Below are 23347 nucleotides of genomic sequence, written 5' to 3'. Positions count from 1 at the left end.
GCCACAGAAATCCCCGTGATTAGCTCTCACCCCGCCCGCAACATGAACGCATCAAAATATGCCGCAAGCTCCGCATGGCCATCGAGCGGGAGCACATGCGCGACGTACTGGTCCGGGCGCACCACGACCATGCATCCGGCGGACCGACCGATGCCGCGCATCGCGAAGATGTCGTGGCCGCTCTTGAGATCGGGGCAGAACATCTTTTCGTAGTCGATGAGCCCATAGCGTCCTTTTTGCGGAAGCAGGAGCGGGGGCATCGCCCCAATGGCGAGCTCGGTGTGCGCCTGCTGGAGCACGGCGCGGACATCGATCACTGAATCGATATCGGCGTCCGCGGACGTGTGTCGCCTCACGGGAGATTTTGGATTCTCGCTCAGGAAGTCGCACAGCGAGCGGAGAGGGGAGTTGGCGGCGGCAGGATCGTCCGCGCCGGCAAAGATGAAGAGCCGGAAGCGTCCGTCAGCTTTGGTCACGTGGCCGAGGTGAATCGGCTTGGCGTCCGAAAGCCGCACAACCGGCGCGGAGTGAAAGCGCGTGCCGATCACAAAACCCTTGGCGAGATGCTGATGGCTTGGTTCGGCGGTGATGATGGACGGGCGGTAGTGCGTCGCAGTTCCCGCAGTATAGCGGCCATGCCGGACGAAATAGTCTTGGGTTTTCGCAGCATCCGCGCCCTTGTTGTCACCCTTGGCGGACGCGAGGATCGCAGCCCATTCGCGGTCGAAGTCAATCAGTTCTTTCGCAACCGCCTGCCGTTCCGCCGAATAGGTGTGCAGAAGATGCGGCGCGCTGCGTTTGCGCAGCACGGCGGCCAATTTCCATCCGAGATTGAAGGCGTCCTGCATCGAGACGTTCATGCCCTGGCCCGCCTTGGGGCTGTGGGTGTGGCAGGCATCGCCGGCGATGAACACGCGGGGCAGGCGCGTTGCGGTTTCTTCCGCCGGCACCTCGTCGAATTTGTCGGTTAGCCGCTGGCCGATCTCGTAGACCGACCACCAGGCGATCTCTTTCACCTCGAGCGTATGCGGATGAAGAATCCGCCGCGCCTTCGCGATCAGATCGTCCGGCGTGATGTTGCGGCTGGCAACTCGCTCGTCGGCGTCGAGATTGGCGAGTTCGACATACAGCCGCACGAGATAGCCGCCTTCGCGCGGGATCACGATGATGCTGCCGTCGCGTGCCGACTGGATCAGCACCTTGAAGCGGATGTCGGGGAAATCGGTGACGGCAAGGATGTCCATCACGCCCCAGGCATGATTGGCTGAATCGCCGCGCAGCTCGCGCCCGATCGATCTGCGCACGATGCTGCGCGCGCCGTCACAGCCGACGACGTAGCGTGCCTGGACAATCTCGACATCGCCCTCGTGCCCGGCATCGAGCCGTTCGAGACGCACGGTCACCGCGTGTTCCTCGAACCGCGCTGCCGGCGCGATCGAAAGGTCCAGCAATCGACGTGAATAATAGGGCTCGAGCTTTGTGGGCGATTTGCGCATGACATCGAGGTAGCAATCATGCACGCGCGCCTGGTTCAGGATGAGGTGCGGCATTTCCGACAGGTCGTCCTCGACGTCCTGAACCCGGCCGCTGCGCACGATGTTTTCGGGCTTGCGATCGTCCGGCTTCCAGAATGTTGTTTCGGTGATCCAGCAGGCTTCCTTCAGCACGCGCTCGCCGAAACCGAAGGCGTGGAACATTTCCATGGTGCGGCAGGCGACGCCGTCGGCCTGGCCGCGCAAGAGCCGGCTCGGCTTCTGCTCGATGATGCAGGTTTTGATGTCGGCAAACGCTGAAAGCTGCGCCGCCAACGTCAGGCCTGCCGGTCCGCAGCCGACGATCAGGACGTCGACTTCCGCCGGAACGGGGCCTGATGTGCCGGAGGGTAGCACGCGCTCGGCGGGATCGGCGATCTTGGGGTCGCCCGGCTCGAAGCCATTCAGATGAAACTGCATGAGACCTGCTCCTCCTGTCCTTGGCCGACCGGAGTTGATTTTGACCGATCGAATTACCCTTCATCTATGGCCTCGGTCACTTGACTGCCGGCAGATGCCGCGATCAAAGCGCATGGAGGATATTGATCAGCATACTGATTATAACTATGCTCGTCAATTCCAGACCACCTGCTTTTGAGTTTGCCGTGGAGAATTTGGTGAGAGATAACAATGAGATGGCGGGCCATCTGGCGCGCCGCTTCCAGCAAATCGCGGTGGCCGTGTTCCTGGCCGAGGTCGAGGAGGCGGGCTTCGACCTCACGCCCGTTCAGTTCGCGGCATTGGCAGCCATCAAGATGAATCCGGGGATCGATCAGGTGACGCTCGCCGGCCTCATCGCCTATGACCGCACCACCATCACCGGCGTCGTCGACCGCCTGGTGCAGAAAGGCTTGCTGGTGCGTCACCCGAGCCCCCGCGACCGCCGCGCCCGGGAGTTGCAGGTCACGGAAGCCGGAAAGCGAACGCTGCGCGCCATCACGCCGGCCGTCGAGGCAGCCCAGCGCCTCATGCTGCGCGGCCTTACTGAGAAGGAGGGCGCGGAGCTGATGCGGCTGCTGCGCAAAGCCATCGCCGCCGGCAACGAACTGAGCCGCGCGCCGTTGCGGGAGGCAGAGTTGCGGTGAGATAGAGGGACGGGAAAAGTGGGCGGATTAGCGACAGCATAATCCGCCGTGCCGCATCAATGCTGCGCAACGTCGAGAATTCAACCGTTATCAAACGGCGGATGATGCCTGTCGCCATCCGCTCTACGTGCTATTAAGTGCACTGTCACCACAACGCAACTTCAACGGCATAGGCTACTTCAAGAGTCGAAAAGCCGGAGACCAAGAAAAATGCAGGTTGTGTTGAAGCATTTGCTTCTGGACTTTCTTTCGACGCTTGCTTTCTTTGTCATAGTACTTTTGACCAATGACGTAATGCTGGCGCTTTGTTTCGGAATTGGCTTCGGCTTTTTGCAGATTGCGGTTCAGAGATATTTACGCAGTCCCATTCCTCCGATTCAATTGATGGTGCTTGCTCTGGTGCTAGTGTTTGGCGCTTCTGCGTTTATCACAAACGACAGCCGATTTCTGATGGCAAAACCGAGTATCAGCAGAGCGGCGATCGGCATAATTATGCTTCGCCGTGGCTGGCTCGCGCGATATCTTCCAAAAATAGCCCGCGACGCATTACCTGCGGCTCTGGTTGAACGTGTGGGTTATGTATGGGCGGCCTTGATTTTTGGTCTGGCGGCCCTGAACCTGCTCGTTGCTATTACAGCGAGTGCACGCATTTGGGCGCTATATTCACTAATGGTTCCGACGACAACCAAGGCTGTAGCCTTAATCGTCACCTATCTCGTCCTCAGAAATAAGGTGAACCGTGTGTTAGCACCGGTGCGATCCGATAAGCTCGCTCGTTAGCCCGTAGGCGGCGGAGCGGTGCCGCATATCGCATGCGCTCAGGCGGGCTACTTGCTGTAGTTCATCCCGCTTTCTGCGGTGACGAAAAAAGTTGTCAGCGATGTCGGCGCGCGAGCCGTTCGCTCGTCCTTTGTGAACCAGGAAATGGAGTGCAAAATGGTCGACCTGATCCTCACCACGTTCGATTGGGTTCCCGAGATGCCGCGGGGCTATGTGCGTGACATACGCGTGCGCTGGGCGCTGGAAGAGGCCGCCTTGCCCTATCGCGTCGAAAGCGTGCCATTTCGCGCTCGCAGTGCCGAGCATTTCACGCACCAACCGTTCGGCCAGGTGCCGTGGTTGACGGATGGAGACATCTCGATCTTCGAGAGCGGCGCGATCCTGCTTCATCTGACCGAGCGAAGTGCCGCGCTGATGCCGGCCGATCCGCGCGGTCGCAGCGAGGCTTTGCAATGGCTGTTCGCGGCGCTCAATTCAGTCGAGATGGCAAGCCTGCCCTGGTCGATATTGGCGTTCTCTGGCGACACCGGTGATACGCCGGCATGGAAGCGTTTGGACGGGTTCCTCAAGGCACGGCTCGGGCACATGGAGCCGGTCCTGGCAGGGCGCGAATGGCTGGCCGGGACCTTCTCCGTCGCCGACATACTCATGGCGGATGTGCTGCGCCTTGTCGATCGGTTCGACGGGCTGGCGCGATATCCCGCCTGTCGTCACTATGTCGCGCGCGCCACGGCCCGCCCGTGTTTTCACCAGATGGCGCATTTTGCTGCGGCGGACTGAGCCAACTACCTTCACGACTTCTAGTTTCACGACCGCTTCGCCTCATCGAGAAACGCCTGCACCGCCTCGAACAGCTTGAGGCGATTGCGCTCCATGATGATGGAGTGCGTTCCTTCCGCCAGCGCCACATAGCGTTTGCCCGGCGAGTTCACCAGAAGCGGAAACAGCGTCTGCGCCATGTAAGGCGGCGTGTCGCGGTCCCATTCGGCGCCGACTAGTAATGTCGGCACCGTGATCTTGGCGGGATCGTAATAGGGTTTGCCGGCGCCGAAGAATTCGGCGCCGTCCTGCACGACACCGTTGGGGGCGCGAACGACCGGTGGATTCATCTGCGCGCCCACCGGGTCGGTGGCGAATGTTGCGTCGGCCCAGGCATCGAACCAGCCGGCGGGGATGAGGCTGGCCTTCTTGTCCTCGGGCACGCCGGTGTACCAGCGCTCCTTCGCTTGCTCGCGCGTGACCATTCGGTACGCGCCGAGCTTGCCTGAACCGGCCTGGACGAGTGACGGCGTTTGCCGGATCCAGACAGGTGCATAGAGGACAAGACGTTCGACCTTCGCAGCGTTCTGCGTGGTGTAGGTCGCCATCAGCGTGGTGCCCCAGGACCAGCCGAGCAGATTGAGGCGCGGAATGTTGCGGCGCTGCAAGATGAAATCGACGGCGGTGCCGATGTCCTTGACCGCCGTCTGGCCGGTCACGATGGGCGGATTGGCCTCGGGCTTGTCGGCCATCTCGGGAGGCCGTGTCGACCTGCCGTAGCCGCGCAGATCGAGCAGCCACACGTCATAACCGCGTGCGGCAATGTATTCCATCCAGGACAGACCATCCAGTTTGAGGTCGAACGCCGTCTCCGAAGGATAAGTCGCGCCGTGAACGTAAAGCACGGTCTGCTCCGGCCGGAAGGAAGTCATATCTGCGGGCCGCTTGTTGCGGACGTAGATCTCGATGCCGGGATCTGAAGTCTTGACCATCATCTCTTCGGTCACCAGAGCCCTCGTCTGTGCCAGCGCGGGAATCGAAAGGAGCGTTGCGAGAACAAAGCCTGCGGTTGCGATTGAAAGTCTCACCATAGCCTCCCTCGTTTTTTCTGCTTTTGTGCTTACCTAACGTAACGGCAATTGCGCCGACGGTGCATCTAATTCTCGCCTGGGGTCCATGCGCCCGACCGATGGATCGTTGATCGGGGCCAAAGGGCGCGGCGCGAATGCGCGAATTTCAGCAGTAATTTCAAGCTGATTTGCCCTGTCCAGTCTCGCGCGTAAAAATAAAGCGCTTCGCAGCGAACCCAAATCACCCTTACAACTCCGGCCATCCCGTTCCGAAGAAGAGGGGCGTTGGCCATCGTCACGAACGTTGGGACGGGTTGCGGTGGACGCGGCAGCGTCGGGCGCGTGGATGTGATGCAGGGCGGCTTTGCCGTGAGCGAACACAGCGCGCAGGACGTACGGCGCTTAAACGCTTCCGCCAGAATTTTGGCCGGCAAGCACTTGGCTGGTTGAAGTCTCTGGCAGAGGAAGCTGCGTACGGCAAAACCGTGTGGTCCTGGAATCCAGTACTTTTTTCGTTCGCAAAGGAACCGATAAAACGTAGAGAAGCCAAAGGCTTCGGCGATATTGACTGCCAAAGACATAGGCCCGCCGCAAATGAGGCGGGCCCCAATAGGCCCTAGACCGTTCATCCCTTCAAAGCGGACGTCGAACGCTCGAACATTTACGTCCGCCAAGTGCGGATTTCGTTGTAAAAGTCTTTTTGGGGTGACGAACGAAAATTTTCAGGGGCGCTGACGCGTGTTGCGCGTGGCGACGTGAGGGAACCACGTCGTTCCTCGGAAAAACGACCACGGACCTGCGTAGCGGCGTGATGTGGCTTCGCAACGTTACAGCTCTCTGAAAATCACCTTTCGCGAGATTTTCGGGATCGTTCGATTTTCGACTTTTGCAACATGGGGTAATTCCGGGATCGAGCCAGACAAAAGGCAAAGGAATCAGCTCTCCAGGAACGTAAGAGGCCAGCCTCATGTGGCCTCGCAACGATGGAGAGCGGCAATGGAATACTTTGTCGGACTGGACGTATCGTTGAAGCAGACATCGATCTGCGTGGTCGATCAGACGGGGTCGGTCGTGCGAGAGGGCGTGGTCGATTCAGATCCTGAGGCGATCTCAGTTTACGTGAGGTCAAAAGCGCCGGATGCAGTACGCATCGGCCTCGAGACCGGCCCAACGTCCACCTGGCTGTGGACCGAACTTAAGCAGCTTGGCCTACCGGTGATCTGTATCGACGCGCGCCATGCCAAGGCCGTGCTCAAGATGCAGATCAACAAAAGCGACCGCAACGATGCTATCGGGATCGCCCGCATCATGCAGACCGGCTGGTTCAAAGAGGTGCACGTCAAGGATATCGACAGCCATTCGGTCAGGGCGCTGCTGGCGAGTCGGGCGCTGCTGGTCAAGATCAAGCGCGATCTTGAGAACCATGTTCGCGGCCTTCTCAAGAACCTCGGTCTTGTCATCGGCCGCGCCACGTTCAATGTCTTCGCCGTACGAACCGAGGAGTTGATCGAGGGCCGTCCTGAGCTGATAGCTGCGATCAGACCGCTGCTCGAAGCGCGCAATGCCGTTGGGCAGCAGGTTAGCGAGCTTGAGCGCAAGGTTATGAAACTGGCCCGCCATGATGCGCAGGTCCGCCGATTTATGACGATGCCTGGGATCGGTCCGATCACCGCGCTCGCCTTCAAGGCAACGATTGACGATCCGGCACGGTTTGCGCGATCGAGAAGCGTAGGTGCTTATGTCGGGCTAACCAGTAGACGCCACGCCTCCGGAGAGCTCGATTGGTCAGGTCGCATCTCGAAGTGCGGCGACGCGATGCTACGAAGTTACCTGTTTGAAGCAGCCGGGGTTCTGCTGACGCGCGTCCCGAAGTGGTCCGCCGTGAAGGCTTGGGGGGTTAGGCTCGTCAAGCGCAACGGACTCCGCAAGGCAAGGTCGCAGTCGCGCGTAAGCTCGCGGTCATTCTGCACCGCATGTGGATCGACGGAACCGAGTTCAACTGGTCGAAAAAGGAAATTGCTGCCTAGCGAGGGCATTACAGAGTTTCTGCCAAACGGCGGGAAAAGACGTCCCAGCCGGGACGATGGCGATGGTGAGTTCGACAGATTTGGTGCGAGCGTCGGAAAGGACGACCGCGATTGCAACATTGAACCGCCAACGTCACCTTACGCCATCATGCGGAGGGTTCACCCCTACCGCGGAGAGAACAGTGGGCCCGGCAAGGATGATCGTGGAGAGCTTGACACCCAGACCCGGAATTAGAGAACAAAATCTGCCATGAACGGACGATGCCTTAACTGCCTCACTAGGGCCATGGCAGACCGCCACCACAGGGAAGCTGGATCAACAGCAATCACTTGCCTTGCACACTTGCCTCGGCCTTATCGGGCTGGCCGATCACCGCGTTGGATCAAGGTGAAGAACCCGACGTCGCCGGACATGCACCGCGCCACGAATGCGTTCTCATGATCGGTGCTGCCACGCAGGGATCGTTGGTTCCAGGAATCCTGACCCAAGATGGCATATCATCCGCCGAAGTTTCCAACCGAGCGTCAGACCGAGCAGCTGTTGGAGTTAGCCAAGCGTATCGGCAGCCAGACTCAACTTAGGAAAGGAGCCCTCGCAGAGGGTGTCCGCTGATTTCAGCTGACATTCGCAGCATGGCGTCCGGTTTGTCGTGTACTAGGTCCGCTTGCGCCAGTGGAAACGGTCTCGTGTGCATACAAGCATCCTCCGCCTTGGGACACTATCGATTTATGCGGCTGGAACACTTCGACTTGTGGAATGACGGGCGCAGGAGGCTCGGTCATGTTACTGTCTCTGACCGGCAACACCCGCAGTGTTCCTATGCCGGAACTACGTTTTTAACTCTACAGTGAGCAAAACTTGGATCAGCTTTTGTAGCAACCGGGGCCGGCGGATCAAGCTTTTTAGCACCAATTTATTTTGAGCCCGGTGGCCGCAGAGCGAGAATGCCTGCGGTCTTTTCATGCACTCAGCGGCCGTTCGATATGAGTGTGACGGTACGAAAAAGCCACCGCTGGGCATTAACAGCGGCGGCTCAGATTGGGTTCTTACAAGTCTTATTGCTTGTGAGCGCGATCTAGCTCCTCGCCGCGATCTCGGCAAGGCGCAGGCTCAGGCGCAAATGCAGGCGAGCTATGAGAATACGGATCAGGTGCATGGGGTCATCTCCGGCGACTGCTGCTTGGCCTCGTCCGGATCGTCGTCCTCACGGCCGGGCATCGTCGTGCTCAAGATCGCTGCCAGCCGGCCAGTATCCCATTTGCCAATATGATTTGTCTTGTTTGATCATGCGATCAAACGAACCCAGCGACGGTTCGGCATCTTCCGGCAACTCGCATTTCGTCCGCTGCCCTCCATGCTGATACTACTAGGCGGGCCACAGAACTAATCCCACCGGCGTGAACCGGCTACTTTTAACTCCTCGTCCGGATGCACCCACTTGTAAGGCGTGATATCGCGCATCGTGCTTGTTTGATCAAATGCACTGCACGGATGCGCGCTGGTTGGAGGGCCGCCCGCGGCGGGGTAGTCCTTAAAGGGTAGGAACGCATTTTAGAAGTTCCGCGTTGCCCAGATGCGGCGGGTACTCTCTCTGTGCGTGCAACGCCCGCCGCAGGGCCCCCTCCCTTGCGCGCTCCGCAAGATGGGGCCCTTTGGCAGGAACCGACCCTCAAGCTCACAACGACGGCGCGAGCGGCGGAGTGGCAGGACGGCCCCATGCGATATCTCAAGCCGGCAATCCTAATTTTGGCATATGCGCTGATATCATTGCCCGCGTTTGCGCAAACCTGTTGCCCCGCCGGCTGCGCGCCAGAGGCCGATCGGTGCGTGACCACGGGTCCGCTGTGGACCAGATGCATTCCCATCGCCTGCCCCGAGGGTTCTCGAAGGCCGTCCCCCGCATCCTCTGGCCCTGCGCGCGAGCACCGAAAAAGCGCGGTGCTCGCCCGCCCGCTGCGCGCAGCGCGTACTTACGTGGCCCCACGTCAGATCCCCCCGCATTGCCCATTGACGAATCCAACCAAAGCACAGGTCGACGAGGCGACCAATCAATGCGTGAACGCGTTGACCCAAAGTGCGCAGTTGCAGAATTGCTTTTTCGAGGACGATGCCGGCAGGGCCGAAGACAAAAGAACTGGCCTGAGCTGCCCTGATCGTCAAGCTGCGCTGGCTAAGCAGTGTCAAAAACGCTGCGCCAACTATGCAACCGATACGACCCATTTGGTGTGTACCGGCAGCTATCCGAACACCGTCTGGCGTATCTCCTTTGGAGATATCTCGGGCGACACCGGCAATTCCGCGCGTGTAGACCTCTGCGGGCCTCCGTTAAGAAGCATCTCGACGAAAAAGCCGCCACCAGGTTGAGAGTGGTGACGGCTTCGACTTCCCGGCGTTAACCGGCGGGCTACCGGGCGCCCAAACAACCGCGCCCCTATCTCGGCGGTCTTGCGAGCGCCGACTAGAGGGTCAGACTCGGAGGTCACGGAAGGAGGGGTTGTCGTCTTTACTCCAAACAGCGGACATCATCAGCCCGGTCCCGTAGGTCCGAAAGGTGCCAAGAAGAGACTCGTGCACTGCAACAAACTGCACCGCTATTCGATCACGTCGGCGCGGCCGAGCAGCGACAGCGGCAGGCGCGGCAGGTCCACCGCTGCCTTGCCATTATGCGGCGGGCCGCGATGGAACCGGCGCGGCGATCATACGGTGATTTGGCATGGAAGACCTCCAATGGAGGGTGTCATGCAGAATTGGCTAGAGAATTGGACGAACGCAAATTTTGTGACGTCGCGAACCTGATCCTCTGCGCGATTCTGTTCGTTTCGCCCTGGATATTCGGTTTCGATGCCGGGACAGTCTCTCAAAACGCCTATATCACCGGTATCGCCATCGCGATCCTTGCGATCGCGGCGCTGGCGGCATTCGCGGTGTGGGAGGAGTGGCTGAACCTCATCGTCGGCTTGTGGGCGTTGGTATCGCCCTGGGTATTGGGCTTCCAGGGAACCACCGCGATGACGGTGCATGTGATCATCGGCGCTGCGGTCGCGATCCAGGCAGCGATCGAGCTCTGGATGATGTCCCAGATCCCGCCGCGGCTGACCACCGGCAGCTGAGAGGCTGAGGTCGTTTGAGGTCGTCCCTGCCCGGCGCGGCAAAGCGCGGCGCGAAAAATTGGGCGGGCGAGGATGCGTGCGGGTGTCGACCGCCGAGGAGAGATGCGATGAAGCGCGGCAAAGTCCTGCAATTTGCGCAGTGGTGCCACGCGCTCGAAGTGCTCGGCAAGAAACTGAAGTCGACGAGCAAGACGCGCAAAATGCTGCTCGCCTCCGGGCGCGTAAAGCACGCGGGCCGCGGCCGATACCGGCTGATCGATGGGGTCGAAAATCGCGCCCAAAAAAATCGGCGAAGCCGGGCGTCTAATCTGGTGGAACTGTTCTAGCGGCAGACGATTGAATAACGTCCCCACCGCGCAGGAGGCTGCCATGCACCTTCACACATACCGGGACGAAAACCGCTCAAGGCACCTCGATCTCATCGGTCAGCACTGGTCAGTTGACCTAGTCACCGTCACGGCTGCCAGCATCTTGGTGTTGGGCTTCGCCTGTGCCGTCGTAGCCCTGTGGGTCCGCTAGGCGGGATGTATTGGGCCGCCCCCATTATCAGCGGGCCCCCGCCCGCCGGCAGCGCGGCCTCGGCTCAATCGCCCAGCGCGTCAGCCTTCACTGGCGGCGCGCGCAAGGGGGTGGCGGAGCGGGCGAGGGGGCGGCCGAAAAAATTTGAAGGCCGGTGGGTGCGTGTTGTTGCCAGTTAGGGAGTTAGCCCTGATTGGATTCCGGCAGCTGCGATCTCGAGCTCCTTAGCTTCGGCATTCATCCAAGCTCGCAACCGACCAACGTCCTGGTTTGCGCCGTAGCGTTCGAATCTAACGGCCCACCACAATCCCTTTCCGTGACCGATCGCGAATAGTTCATTGTAGAGCTTCGGATTTTTAGTTGCCCATGCAGGATCTATCTCGCGTAGGTCCTCCGCAAAATTCGCAGTTTCGCGATCGATGCGTCTGAGCTCCTGATCGACTAACATTTGATCGTGGGGCGATAATTCACTCATCGTTGCGGGCTTGCCCTGCAAGTAATCCGCAAAAATGCGCTTCATTGCAGCGATACGAATCATCCGCGCGCCTATTAGAGCGGCACTGACTTTGCGCTTTTCCCTCGTCTCTAGATCGCCCCTTTTGATCATGAAAATTACGAGATCTTTTATCGCTGTGGCTATTTCACCCAAGCTCAATTCTGCGGCCCGCAGAACGGTTGGTATCGGAGATAGGAGAGATAGGACCAAGAAAATCGATGTCCGCCGACTAAGAGTTGTAATCATAGCGTGCTCCGTTTTAGCGAGAGTATTTGCGTTGCCGCGCGTGTTTGCAAGTAAGCCCGTAGCATCATCCTAAAAACAGTCGGCGTTCCTCGGTCTTGGCGATGATCTTGGTGAGCGGCTGGTGCGTCCGATCGAGGTCGTGGGGGCCGAGCGTTTGAGCGCGCGCCTCTTGCCCAACATCCTCGGACACATGCCTCGTGAAATTAGGGTTTGCTTCCTTCCACTTCTTCGGTCTGACCACGGGCACTGCACGGCCCCGAGGCGCTGTCCCTGCATCCACGAGTCCGGTCGGACGAGATCAGACAGTGTGGCCGCGAATGCAGGTCCATCAATCCACGCCGTCCCCGCGCAAAGCGTGTCTATCCGCGAGTCTGACTGGCATGTTGTCGGAGACGGGTGTGCCCGCGCGCTTGTGGCGCGCTCCGGTACCGGAGAAGCGCCGCCTTAGCGAGCGCGTTTACTCGGCCATGTCGTCGCGGATCGTTTCGATTTGGGGATTCTGCCTGCCCCGGGCTCGTGGCATAGCTTCGCCGTCACCGGCAAAACCATGTCCTGGCAACACGGACGGAGTCGTTGCTTCAGGGCATAGACGGATTGACGAAACCTCGGTGTGTCGAGGGAGGCAGCCGATATGTGGCAGGCGCTCGGCTCAATGGCCGGTGGCACCTGACAAGCTACTTTTGCGAACTATTGCCTGCAGAGCGGCTCGCGTTGTGCAAGCGGTCGGATGTCCGGGGTGGGTCAATCGCGTCATTTTGGTCGTCGGCCGACTACTTCCGGTCTTGCACCGGAAACGGACATCGCCAGGATCGGTCGCTATGTCTCAAAGGTGCCAACAGCGGACATGCGGCCATCCACTAGGAAGCGGCTGAAGCAAAGAACAAGTTTCTTCACGCGGGCCCGTCAGCGAAAGCTGCGCATTGTAGCCCCGGGGGAAAAAAAGGACGCGAACAGCTATCGCGCGCTCCGCGTTGACCCCAAAAGTCGAGGCACCACGGTTTGGGCTGGCGAGTTTTTATCGAACGGGCCTCACCTCTTCAAAGCTCTGGCTGTCCTCCCATCCTCACGTGTCTTTGAAAGCAGCACCTGAGTTCTTTTTCCAATCGGCTTTGACAGCGTCTCCGATCGGGCATCGAATGCTCGACGGCGCCCGCGTCTCGTGGACGGTTAACGAACCAAGTCGGGAGGAAACCATGGGTGAAATCAACCGGCGATCTGCTCTTATGCTCGGTGTCGCGACAGCGGGAACTGCTCTTGTTGCAGCCGATCCAACGGTGGCTCAGCCTTACCGGACCGATGAAGGCAAGGAGATCGCCCCGGGTGTCCGGGTAGTGGAGGTAAGCGAGCGCGAAGCGATGCACGGACGCGTCTCGGTACTCCCAGCCTATAAGCGAATTAAGGTCGTTGACGTGGTCTCACAGCCGAAAGCAACGGAAAAGAGTGACGCCATGCAAAACGACATGGTTTGCCTCTGCCTCGACGGTGAAATGCGGATAGATCATCGCGATGGCCACGCGTTCACGGTCAAGAAAAACGACGTATGGACCTGTGTCAAAGGTGAGCCAGAAGACACTGAGAACATAGGGAATAGCGCCGCTATCATGCGAGTCATCAATCTGATACCTGCCTGAGTGGATTGCGAGAGGGAATTTCTCCTCCACCTCGCACCCATACGCGGTTCCGGCTCCAACAAACGCGCTGCTGTCCCAATCACCGGGGAGGGTCCGCTTTGTGCCGATAGTGTTGCAAAAGTCGATTTTCGCCGATGACCAAGATTCTGCGGGCAGTGGGCGCGGCATTCGTGTACAAGATGTGAGGGACCTCACGACCTCACGCAAAATTCATAGGCGACGTCGGTAACGCGATTGAGGTCATACGAATCAGCGATCGCTCGCTACTTAGTGTTTTCGCGAAAAATCTTTAGCCCTGCAACTTTCGACTTTTGCAACATGGGGTAATTCCGGGATCTAGCCAGACAAAAGGCAAAGGAATCAGCTCTCCAGGAACGTAAGAGGCCAGCCTCATGTGGCCTCGCAACGATGGAGAGCGGCAATGGAATACTATGTCGGACTGGACGTATCGTTGAAGCAGACATCGATCTGCGTGGTAGGAGTTGATCGAGGGCCGTCCTGAGCTGATAGCTGCGATCAGACCGCTGCTCGAAGCGCGCAATGCCGTTGGGCAGCAGGTTAGCGAGCTTGACCGCAAGGTTATGAAACTGGCCCGCCATGATGCGCAGGTCCGCCGATTTATGACGATGCCTGGGATCGGTCCGATCACCGCGCTCGCCTTCAAGGCAACGATTGACGATCCGGCACGGTTTGCGCGATCGAGAAGCGTAGGTGCTTATGTCGGGCTAACCAGTAGACGCCACGCCTCCGGAGAGCTCGATTGGTCAGGTCGCATCTCGAAGTGCGGCGACGCGATGCTACGAAGTTACCTGTTTGAAGCAGCCGGGGTTCTGCTGACGCGCGTCCCGAAGTGGTCCGCCGTGAAGGCTTGGGGGGTTAGGCTCGTCAAGCGCAACGGACTCCGCAAGGCAAAGGTCGCAGTCGCGCGTAAGCTCGCGGTCATTCTGCATCGCATGTGGATCGACGGAACCGAGTTCAACTGGTCGAAAAAGGAAATTGCTGCCTAGCGAGGGCATTACAGAGTTTCTGCCAAACGGCGGGAAAAGACGTCCCAGCCGGGACGATGGCGATGGTGAGTTCGACAGATTTGGTGCGAGCGTCGGAAAGGACGACCGCGATTGCAACATTGAACCGCCAACGTCACCTTACGCCATCATGCGGAGGGTTCACCCCTACCGCGGAGAGAACAGTGGGCCCGGCAAGGATGATCGTGGAGAGCTTGACACCCAGACCCGGAATTAGAGAACAGTATCTGCCAACAACGGAAGTAGCTTCCGACTCGATCGCCTCGTCGGCGAGCACGACAAGCGCCGGCGGGATCGTGAGTCGAGCGCCATTTTCGGGGGGGAAGGCCCTGCACAGGAGCAAGCGGTGGTCGGTGAGACACCGCTTGCCGAAGAATTACCAAGAGATCGTGCGGCCTACTTCCGATTAAACACCTGCGTACACCACGCCTGCTGATCTTCGGGCTTGCCCACAAAAGTACACGCAAAAGGGCCGCCGGTTATTCCGGCAAGTTTTCCAGTTCCCGTGACGATGTTCTCGCCTGTTGCCTTGCCATCGGTAACCGTGATGGTAAACGACCCCTTTAATTGGTCATCGCCGTCGCCCCACGTGAGTTCGCCCTCACCCTTATTGGTCTGTTGCGTAAGATTATAGGTCCCCGAAGCAGGTGCCACGTGCAGAGGACCGCTACCCGTGTCGTTGAAGGTGATCCCCCACAGAGTGCCGTAGGCAACTCCTTTGTCTACGCGTTCTTGGATCAGCTTCCACCCGCTGTGGAGTTTGATCGTGCCGGCGTCCTCCGCCAACGCGGGCAGTACCAAACCGGCGGTCAACATCGACGCCAAAAGAGTCTTGCGCATCTTGGAGTCTCCTGTTGGGTTTGTGTGTCAAAAAGAAAAAGGAGGATAGGGGTCACCGAAAAGGGACCCGTCAGCAAGTTGAACTGAAGGCTCGAATGCTTTGCGTTGGCATCTCGGTCAAGTTGATCGTGCGCTCATAGTGAGAACTGGTCCAGGGATATTCAAAACGGGAACCTTCTCAATTCAATTGTGGCCATGGGAAATTTAGTTATCGCGCAGCGCGAGCAGCGCAAGCGACCCACTGAGTTTTCCCTGCGCCTTTCGGCCTTAGCTGTCTCTCTATCTTCAATGGCGGCTTCGGTCGTGCCGGTAGCCTCATCCGGCGCGCTGCCCGATAGTACGTCGAATATGGCCGGTCTTTGAGGTCCGCTGCGGGTCAATCGCGTCATCTTGGTCGTCGGCCGACTACTTCCGGTCTTCCCCTAACTGCGGACATCACGCTTCGGGACCACCACTTCCGAAGAGTGCCAACTTCGGACTCATGGACCGCACCGAGCAGCACGGTTGAACGCAGCATGTGGATGCCGAATCCGGGGCTGCGATTATCTTGCCCGGATCGTCTGTGGGGTTGACACGCAGCCTGCCCAAGCAAAATCCCTGCTCAAAGCTGTCCCTAAGCTTTGGCCGGAGGAGCGCTGAACCAAAAGCGAGTGAGCTCTCTAGTCGATCGGCAATGCGCGGCGCATCCATCGGGGCCCATGGAATAAGCGGGCGATGCGCGCAGGCTGCTCCTCACGTGGCCGCTTGTCGGGCGCTACACCAAAAGCAAGCTCCCCTGAAGGTCGATCTCGATCATGCGACCATCGCTGATGTGCGAATTCCCGTAATCGGCGACAAAGAGGTTTAGTTTGGCGGGATCGTCGTTAGGGTCGCTGCTCTGCGCGAGCTCGAGGTCCTTGACGTGGGCCGATGTGTTAGTGTTGCGGAATCCCTCGAGGACGTCGAGCTTTTGCAGGATGTTGCCGCTGCGGTCGACGACCCAGATGTTCGGGCTGAAGCCGCCGCCAACATAGAAGACGTCGTGACTGGCGTCATAGGCCAGCGCCTCGGGGTCCTTGATTTCTGCCGGCAGTCGAATGACGCTATAGACTTGGGTGACCGCATCATTGGTCTCGACAATCGCGGCGCCGAAGGGTCCCCCGTTCGAGGAATTACCCGTCCCGTTAGCGATAAACAAATGGCCGTTGGTCGGATTTACGGCTACGTCCTCCGGGTCAACGATGTTGACAAGGCGAGTGTCGGCCGATTGCCCGAGCTTCACCGTTGGATTGGCTGGATCGACCCAGACGATTTTCCTTTGATCGTCGTCGGAGATGTACAGGCGCCCGTTGCTGGAGTCGAAGGCCAGGCCCGTTGGCTCATTTGTGAAGTTCAACACGCTGAACGACTGGACGAGGGTGCCGTCGGGCTGCAGCTTCCATAGGTCCTGGGTACGGAAGAACGGGCTCTCCTCAACTTCCGAGTCACTGACGAAGAATCCCATTCCCGGGACATAGGCGATCCCGGCGGGATCGGTGCTGCCGAACGCTGCCGTGTCGGTGCTCTTGACAACGGCCGGTCCTGTCCCGCCGCTGTCGTCGTTGCTGATGGTGGCGAGGCCCTGGCCGTCGACGATGGAGCCGCCGTTCGTGGCGTTGGTGAGGTTGAAGAAGAACGTCTCGTTGGGCTCGACGGAGGTGTCGCCATTGATGGTCACCAAAACCGTCCGCGTCGCGTGTCCGTCCGCGAAGCTCAAGGTGCCCGCGGTTGCCAGGTAGTCGGAACCAGCCACCGCCGTGGCGTTGGCGGTGGCGAAGTCGACGGCGAACGCCGCGGTCCCGGTGCGGCTCACCGTGAAGGTCGCCGTCTTGGTTCCGCTGTTGCCCTCAGCGATGGTGACATCGTCGATGGAGATGTCGCCGACGACCGCCGTCGCGTCGTCGTTGGTGATGGTGGCGACGCCCTGGCCGTCGACGATGGAGCCGCCGTTTGTGGCGTTGGTCAGGTTGAGGAAGAACGTCTCGTTGGATTCGACGGAGGTGTCGCCGTTGATCGTCACCGAGACCGTCCGCGTTGCCTGTCCGGCTGCGAAGTTCAAGGTGGCCCCGGTTGCCAGGTAGTCGGAGCCAGCCGCCGCCGTGCCGTTGGCGGTGGCGAAGTCAACGGCGAACGCCGCGGTGCCGGTGCGGCTCACCGTGAAGGTCGCCGTCTTGGTTCCGCTGTTGCCCTCAGCGATGGTGACATCGTCGATGGAGATGTCGCCGACGACCGCCGTCGCGTCGTCGTTGGTGATGGTGGCGAGGCCCTGGCCGTCGACGATGGAGCCGCCGTTCGTGGCGTTGGCGAGGTTGAAGAAGAACGTCTCGTTGGGCTCGACGGAGGTGTCGCCATTGATGGTCACCGAAACCGTCCGCGTCGCTTGTCCGTCCGCGAAGCTCAAGGTGCCCGCGGTTGCCAGGTAGTCGGAACCAGCCACCGCCGTGGCGTTGGCGGTGGCGAAGTCGACGGCGAACGCCGCGGTCCCGGTGCGGCTCACTGTGAAGGTCGCCGTCTTGGTTCCGCTGTTGCCCTCAGCGATGGTGACATCGTCGATGGAGATGTCGCCGACCACCGGGTTGCCGGTGGCGCCGGAAATCTCGAAGTTGCTGGCGCTAACGACGGCGCCTGTCTGCAGCGTTGCCAGCGCAATACCGGTGGCGGCACCGGAGCCGTCCGGGTCCCACATCACGGAGCGGGTAGTGGTATTGTACAGAAACTGGCCGTGGCCGGCGACCGTGCCCTGGTTCCCGGTCACGGCGGCGAACCAGGCTGGGTCCAGGACGAGTTTACCGGAGCCATTGTCGACGAGGCCGTTGCCCTGACTCAACCCATAGTCGCTGGCAGTGATGCCGAACTTGTCCTCGGCCGCGAAATCCGTGATGGTGACGGTGTTGGCTGCGTTGGCCCGGCCGAACATGAACGTATCGGCCGCCAAGCCGCCGGTGAGTGTATCCTTGCCGCCGCCGCCGCTGATGATGTTGGCGTTCGAGTTGCCTACGATCGAATTGACCTGGGCGTTGCCCGTGGCGCTGAGGGCGACCGCCGATTCCAGCAGCACCAGCCGCTCGAGGAATGGGCTCAGGGTATAGCTGACGGTGCTGTAAACCCTGTCTTTGCCCCCTTCGTCGACGCCTTGCGTTGTCGTCTCGCTGACGATGTCGTTCACATCGTCGACGTAGTAGTCGTCGTCGCCGGCCTCGCCGAACATGGTGTCGGCGCCGGCATCACCGCGCATGGCGTCGTTACCGGCCCCGCCAAACAGCGTATCGTTACCGGCGCCCCCATAAAGGTGATCGCGCCCGCCAAGGCCCGAGATGGTATCGCCTTCGGCTGTGCCAGTGAGATTGGGATCGTCAAGTTCTGTGCCGGTAATGTTTGCCATAATGCTGGCTCCGGGGCGCAATTGGGTTTGCTGCTTCACCCGCAGACGGACGATCAGGTGAGACGACAGGGATCGCCCGTTAACATGACCTATACAATCCACGCCGTCCGTAGGTAACTCCCGCTGTTGGACTACCTCGTAGTTTCCCTCTGATTTAGATCGATGGCCTTGTTTTGGACGCAGTCGCGTTGCGGCTCTGCCGTTCCTGCGTAGATAACTGTGCCCGCGTGGAATTGGTTACATGGCTTGTAACGACGTTAGGGGGTTACTAACTTTCAGCTCCCAGCTCGAGACCTTAAAGGTCGATATGAACGCCGACGGAATGGGTAGTTCAGAGTTTATCGAGCTTACCGACGCCCTCACAAGCGCATCATTCTCCAAGGCCGACTTCCGGTTTGGGTCAAAAGCGCCGTTTTGACAGTCGGCCGGTCACTTCCGGTCTGCCCCGATAATCGGACATCGTCGGCGTCGGCCGCCACTTCGCAAAAATGCCAACAGCGGTCATTTTCGAACGGCCCGAAGCGGCGCTCGCGCCGTAGTTCAACAGCTGCTCTGATGGGTTTTACGAACGATGGGCATACTGACCGTTCGTCCGCGAAGCCAGCCGCTCATTCATCGAAGTCGTCGTCTTCGCCCCGTGGTACCCTGGTGGCCCCGCGCTGCAGGAATTGCGGTGCGTGATGGCGCGGCTCGCGCGGGGCCGGCCGTTCGGAAGGGTCGCGGCCGAGCTTGGATTGCAGTTCCACCAGGTCGGTGAAGACGTCGGCCTGGCGCCGCAATTCGTCGGCGATCATCGGCGGCTGGCTCGAAATCGTCGACACCACCGTCACGCGGACGCCACGACGCTGTACCGCTTCGACCAGCGAGCGGAAATCGCCGTCACCCGAAAACAGCACCATTTGGTCGACATGTTCGGCGAGTTCCATAGCATCGACCGCGAGCTCGATATCCATGTTGCCCTTGACCTTGCGGCGGCCGGAGGCGTCGATGAATTCCTTGGTCGCCTTGGTGACGACGGTATAGCCGTTGTAATCGAGCCAGTCGATCAGGGGACGGATCGACGAGTATTCCTGATCTTCGATGATCGCGGTGTAGTAGAACGCGCGCAGCAGCGTGCCGCGGCTCTGGAATTCCTTGAGAAGGCGCTTGTAGTCGATGTCGAAGCCGAGCGTCTTGGCGGTGGCATAAAGATTGGCGCCATCGATGAAAAGCGCGATCTTGTTGGAATCGAGTGACATTTTGATAATGACCAAAGTCGAATTGGAAATGGAAGCAAACGCTTTCCCGTTTCAAGCTTTAGTTGGATTGAAAGGCACGATCACGTCTAGATTGTGGCGCCCTGGGAACCTGTCGAAATCCGAAGGGAGCGGCTCATCGGGAGAAAAACTACATCCTGTTGTTTTAAGTATCAAATTAATTCCTTGGAAGATGCTCCGCAACACAAGGGCGCGCTGCGCGAACTCTTAGGGCAAAAGGACCTCCTATGATCGCTCTTTCATGCAGTTTTGCTATACTTTGCTGTAAAACTTGAACCCTGCGACGAGATCGAGTGACACAAGATCAGGCTGACCAATGAGCGATCGCAAATGCCGAATCAATTTCCTGTTTTTGAACGGCTCTTGAAAAAGCGCGGCCGCGTATGGAGGTGGTGCCTGTGCACGACCGAAGGGAAGGTCGTCATGCACGGTACGGAAAGCAACCGAACCGCTGCCAAATACAAGGCTGATAGGGCGCTCTTCCTGATGCTGCTGTGCGCTCCATATCAGTCGACCCGCCTGAGTGACCGCGACGGCTCAGGCTACAACCGTTCAGGCCGGTCCCGTTTCACTAGCTGACTCTTCTCGACTTTGGGAAGTAGCGGGGCTGGAAAACGTCCACAGACCTGCGGTCGCTCGCGGCCTTTCCGCACGGCTCCGCAAGCTTTTGCACTATTCCACAATCGACTGAACCTATTGACTACCTTCGTTCTAACCTCGGCTTTGCGCCATTCGCGCCGTAATGACCCGCCCAGCGGACTTCCGATCTGTCTCGGATTTTGTTGCAAAAGTCGAAAATCGAACGATCCCGAAAATCTCGCGAAAGGTGATTTTCAGAGAGCTCTAACGTTGCGAAGCCACATCACGCCGCTACGCAGGTCCGGGGTCGTTTTTCCGAGGAACGACGTGGTCCCTCACGTCGCCACGTGCAACACGCGTCAGCGCCCCTGAAAATTTTCGTTCGTCACCCCAAAAGACTTTTACAACGAAATCTGTCAATAGGCGACATTGGCTCGCTCGCCTATTCTCCCCGACCGGGCGCTGATGAATCCGATCACCGGCATTGCCAGTTGCTGCGCGCGCGCCGAGAGTGGCCACGCTGCCGCACCGCCGAGTAGGGTGAAAAACGGCGTCGATGTGGTTGATCGAACGGCATCCGACCCTCAACGCAACCAATCATCGAGCCGCACCGAGATCAGGGCTGGCGAGCTGTTGCACGAGCCGTCGCGCTATTCGTCTTCATCGGGTTCTCTGACGGCCGGCGGCTGGCGCTCGTCGTCCGGTTCGGTGTCGTTGTCTTCATCCTCGTCATTATCATCATCATCGTCATCGTTGGGGTCTTGCGGCGGCATCGTGTTGCCCATGATGGTGACGAATCTCCACTCGGCCGCGGAAAAGTTCTCAGGGATGCGCTGGTTCATGGTCCGCTCCTTGCTGGATGTCGCGACATTCATGCGCGGATGTTATGGCGCGGGGCCAGAGCTCCAGCCCCTAGTTACGGTGCTTCGGGCCCCTCGTGAGTATTGTGCGTGGGAAAAGCAATCCGGTCTCGCCCCGATTCGGGTGGCCACCAAGCACCATGCGCGCGCCTCCTTAAGCGGCGGCGATCAGCGCGGTGGCAAGTTCCTGCGGCTGGTCTAACATCACGTCATGGCCGCAGGCGAAACTGACGAACTGCCAGCCTCGATCGTCCTTGAAGCGCGCGCCGAATTGCTGGAACGGCGACCGCTCCCGGCCGGTGGCGAGCATGTACACGCGCTTCGGCGCCTGCCGGCCACTGACTTCGAGCTTCTGCTCGAATGTCGCCAACCGCTGCTTGACACACATCGCATCGACCCAGGCGGCGTCCCGGGCGTTGACGGCAAAGGCAGCCGCCGGAATGGGCGTGCTCGGCTAGGCTGCGGTCGCATGTCCCTTTGCTGTGGGATACGTCGCCGACAATTCCGCAGAATCGCGTTCTCTCCAGTTGTGTAAAAACAGGCAATGGTTGGCGGGATCCCCCCGAGGCGGCGAGGCGGCGTCTGCGTTCGATGGAGCGGCGTCGATCAGGCGATTTTGACTCAGGTGCCCTTAGGAAGACTCGTGGCGCGTTTTGGCCCTTGGCTGGGGTCCACACCACGGGCAAGCGGAAATAACGCACCCTGAGCCACGCCTGAGTCATTGCGGCGACTATACAGCTTTCGGCAAGGCTCTGCGCGTCCTCGCCGGCAATATGACCGGCTGCGTGGGCCTGCCAAAGTTGGTGGGACAAAAAATCGAATTGTCGAGGATGCGTGGCGGCGATCGCGCAGCTGGTAGTACATGCAATTGTTAAAAATTATTCCGGGTTATCCGGCAGCCGGCAGACTAGTTTTCCGTCAGGGGATCGATCTTTTTTAAGGACCAGCGGCTTCGGACAGTCGATTCCGTACTCTACACAATAATCGCATATGCCAGATCGACAGGCATATTCCTTGGTCTTAAGACAGACCGATACGGGCTTGGGATCAGTGTAGTCCTGTGTACAGGCTGCGATCAGGAGTCCTAGTCCTAGGACCCCAAGATGTCGGGCTTTTAGAATCATCAGAACCACGCCTCGAGGCGTCGACGTAACTCAGAAGCAAAGCAAATCCCAGGGTCGCATCCGAGAGTGCGCTGGCCGTCATATAGACGACGAACCGACCTAGGCTGATTTCGCCTTCAGTTGGACCGACGAGCCACTCAACGAAGCCGGCGACCGACTGCCCGCGCATCGCGGCGGCGTGCTCAAGGGCAGCTCGGTGCGAGTCTGGGACACGAATTCCGATCGGGAAATGCGAGAGCCGGACATTGATTGCCGCCTGCCGGTTCTTTTTGTCGATGCCGGTGGTCCTCCAGCGCCTTCCCACCATCCTTTCGTCCCGAGGTGCGACTCAATGCGTGTTAGCCGTCGCCCCGGATATTCATTGCCCGGTAGGCCGCCGCGAGTTGCTCCGGCGGGGTTCTGGCCTTCAGGGCTTTCCAAGCCTCCCGAAACTCCGACTTGGCCGTGTTGATGTCCGGGGCTGACCCATCGGCAGTCCGTACGCTCCAGATCCAGGCGCACGGCATCCGTTCGGTGGCCAAACGGATCCGACCGATGCGCTGCCTGCCTTCGAGCGCGGCAAAGTCGCTAAGGCCGATGGAGCGCAGTTTCAGCATATCTCGTGGGCTTCAGGACACGACTACATTTCATCGGCGGCGTGACTGAGAAGAGCGTTTCCTTCTTGGCGGTGCATCGGGGATCCCGATGCAGGTCGTAAACCCGTCGGTCCCTCGCGCGGCCAAGCTGCACGGCGCGGCCTTTACGGTCTTTATTGAAATGCCGTCCGGGCCTTCCCTGCTTAATCCCGGACCGGTACTTACTGCCGGTAACGGCGGTGAGCCAGTTGGGACGGGTGCCCCGTTGGTCGGCGGTGGTTTTACCTGGAGTGTTGGAGCCTCGGTAGTAGGCGTTGTCGCCGTCTCCCCCAAGGGCGGCGGGCCAGGAAGTGGGGGAGGGCCGGGAAGCGGTGGAGGGCGTCCTATCAAGCTGCCGGGCGTTTCGAGCTGCTGTGCCAATACTGGAGACGA

General features: G+C 59.6%; 20 protein-coding genes. 11 read left to right on the top strand and 9 right to left on the bottom strand.

Annotation, left to right across the window (positions count from 1 at the left end; all coding sequences use genetic code 11):
• Nucleotides 1-26: 26 nt before the first annotated feature.
• Entirely contained in the window at nt 27-1952 is a 1926-nt protein-coding gene (locus RX328_RS29850) for an FAD-binding monooxygenase (RefSeq protein ID WP_213252912.1), read from the bottom strand.
• Nucleotides 1953-2149: 197 nt separating this feature from the next.
• Between RX328_RS29850 and RX328_RS29845 the strand changes: the two genes are divergently transcribed.
• From RX328_RS29845 to RX328_RS29835, 3 genes are all read left to right on the top strand, one after another.
• Complete coding sequence (locus RX328_RS29845) at nt 2150-2617, top strand: MarR family winged helix-turn-helix transcriptional regulator (RefSeq protein WP_213252993.1); 468 nt, start codon at nt 2150-2152, stop codon at nt 2615-2617.
• Between the two features lie 210 nt (nt 2618-2827).
• A complete protein-coding gene (locus RX328_RS29840; RefSeq protein WP_213252911.1) occupies nt 2828-3397 on the top strand; it encodes an inner membrane-spanning protein YciB in 570 nt (189 codons plus the stop codon).
• A gap of 156 nt (nt 3398-3553) precedes the next feature.
• Nucleotides 3554-4177, top strand: a complete 624-nt coding sequence (locus tag RX328_RS29835) for a glutathione S-transferase family protein (RefSeq protein ID WP_213252910.1) — start codon at nt 3554-3556, stop codon at nt 4175-4177.
• A gap of 26 nt (nt 4178-4203) precedes the next feature.
• On the opposite strand, the gene RX328_RS29830 is transcribed toward RX328_RS29835, so the two are convergent.
• Entirely contained in the window at nt 4204-5244 is a 1041-nt protein-coding gene (locus RX328_RS29830) for an alpha/beta hydrolase (protein WP_312018046.1), read from the bottom strand.
• Nucleotides 5245-5511: 267 nt separating this feature from the next.
• Between RX328_RS29830 and RX328_RS29825 the strand changes: the two genes are divergently transcribed.
• The 6 genes from RX328_RS29825 (at nt 5512) to RX328_RS29800 (ending at nt 10883) form a co-directional block, all read left to right on the top strand.
• On the top strand, nt 5512-5676 hold the full coding sequence (locus RX328_RS29825) for a hypothetical protein (RefSeq protein WP_213252908.1): 165 nt from the start codon (nt 5512-5514) through the stop codon (nt 5674-5676).
• Nucleotides 5677-6222: 546 nt separating this feature from the next.
• Nucleotides 6223-7488, top strand: a complete 1266-nt coding sequence (locus RX328_RS29820; RefSeq protein ID WP_317258534.1) for an IS110 family transposase — start codon at nt 6223-6225, stop codon at nt 7486-7488.
• A 1773-nt stretch (nt 7489-9261) separates the two neighbouring features.
• Nucleotides 9262-9618 (top strand): hypothetical protein, encoded by a 357-nt coding sequence (locus RX328_RS29815; RefSeq protein WP_213257411.1) that lies wholly within the window; start codon nt 9262-9264, stop codon nt 9616-9618.
• A 314-nt stretch (nt 9619-9932) separates the two neighbouring features.
• Nucleotides 9933-10364: an SPW repeat protein gene (locus tag RX328_RS29810; RefSeq protein WP_213257410.1), complete on the top strand. Its 432-nt coding sequence runs from the start codon at nt 9933-9935 to the stop codon at nt 10362-10364.
• A 107-nt stretch (nt 10365-10471) separates the two neighbouring features.
• Nucleotides 10472-10690, top strand: a complete 219-nt coding sequence (locus RX328_RS29805) for a hypothetical protein (RefSeq protein ID WP_213257408.1) — start codon at nt 10472-10474, stop codon at nt 10688-10690.
• Nucleotides 10691-10733: 43 nt separating this feature from the next.
• Entirely contained in the window at nt 10734-10883 is a 150-nt protein-coding gene (locus tag RX328_RS29800) for a hypothetical protein (protein ID WP_213257406.1), read from the top strand.
• A 175-nt stretch (nt 10884-11058) separates the two neighbouring features.
• On the opposite strand, the gene RX328_RS29795 is transcribed toward RX328_RS29800, so the two are convergent.
• Nucleotides 11059-11532 (bottom strand): hypothetical protein, encoded by a 474-nt coding sequence (locus RX328_RS29795; protein ID WP_213257404.1) that lies wholly within the window; start codon nt 11530-11532, stop codon nt 11059-11061.
• A 1286-nt stretch (nt 11533-12818) separates the two neighbouring features.
• Between RX328_RS29795 and RX328_RS29790 the strand changes: the two genes are divergently transcribed.
• Nucleotides 12819-13256 (top strand): hypothetical protein, encoded by a 438-nt coding sequence (locus tag RX328_RS29790; RefSeq protein WP_213257403.1) that lies wholly within the window; start codon nt 12819-12821, stop codon nt 13254-13256.
• Between the two features lie 482 nt (nt 13257-13738).
• Nucleotides 13739-14263: a transposase gene (locus tag RX328_RS29785; protein ID WP_317258533.1), complete on the top strand. Its 525-nt coding sequence runs from the start codon at nt 13739-13741 to the stop codon at nt 14261-14263.
• Between the two features lie 414 nt (nt 14264-14677).
• On the opposite strand, the gene RX328_RS29780 is transcribed toward RX328_RS29785, so the two are convergent.
• From RX328_RS29780 to RX328_RS29755, 6 genes are all read right to left on the bottom strand, one after another.
• Nucleotides 14678-15121, bottom strand: coding sequence for a hypothetical protein (locus tag RX328_RS29780; RefSeq protein WP_213256679.1), 444 nt, complete (start codon nt 15119-15121; stop codon nt 14678-14680).
• 754 nt (nt 15122-15875) lie between these two features.
• The gene (locus tag RX328_RS29775) at nt 15876-18521 is read right to left on the bottom strand and encodes a Calx-beta domain-containing protein (RefSeq protein ID WP_213256681.1); all 2646 of its coding nucleotides are present in this window, start codon (nt 18519-18521) and stop codon (nt 15876-15878) included.
• 608 nt (nt 18522-19129) lie between these two features.
• Nucleotides 19130-19759: an NYN domain-containing protein gene (locus tag RX328_RS29770; protein ID WP_213256683.1), complete on the bottom strand. Its 630-nt coding sequence runs from the start codon at nt 19757-19759 to the stop codon at nt 19130-19132.
• Nucleotides 19760-21006: 1247 nt separating this feature from the next.
• Nucleotides 21007-21198 (bottom strand): hypothetical protein, encoded by a 192-nt coding sequence (locus tag RX328_RS29765; RefSeq protein WP_213256685.1) that lies wholly within the window; start codon nt 21196-21198, stop codon nt 21007-21009.
• 172 nt (nt 21199-21370) lie between these two features.
• Nucleotides 21371-21586 carry a hypothetical protein gene (locus RX328_RS29760; protein WP_213256687.1) on the bottom strand — a complete coding sequence of 72 codons (216 nt, stop codon included), beginning with the start codon at nt 21584-21586 and terminating at the stop codon, nt 21371-21373.
• Between the two features lie 1092 nt (nt 21587-22678).
• The gene (locus tag RX328_RS29755; RefSeq protein ID WP_213256689.1) at nt 22679-22936 is read right to left on the bottom strand and encodes a hypothetical protein; all 258 of its coding nucleotides are present in this window, start codon (nt 22934-22936) and stop codon (nt 22679-22681) included.
• Nucleotides 22937-23347 lie beyond the last annotated feature (411 nt).

The organism is Bradyrhizobium sp. sBnM-33 (assembly GCF_032917945.1).
In the GTDB taxonomy this organism is placed as follows: Bacteria; Pseudomonadota; Alphaproteobacteria; order Rhizobiales; family Xanthobacteraceae; genus Bradyrhizobium.
Note: the sequence above shows the minus strand (reverse complement) of the source record. Positions and strands in the feature narration are given on the sequence as shown.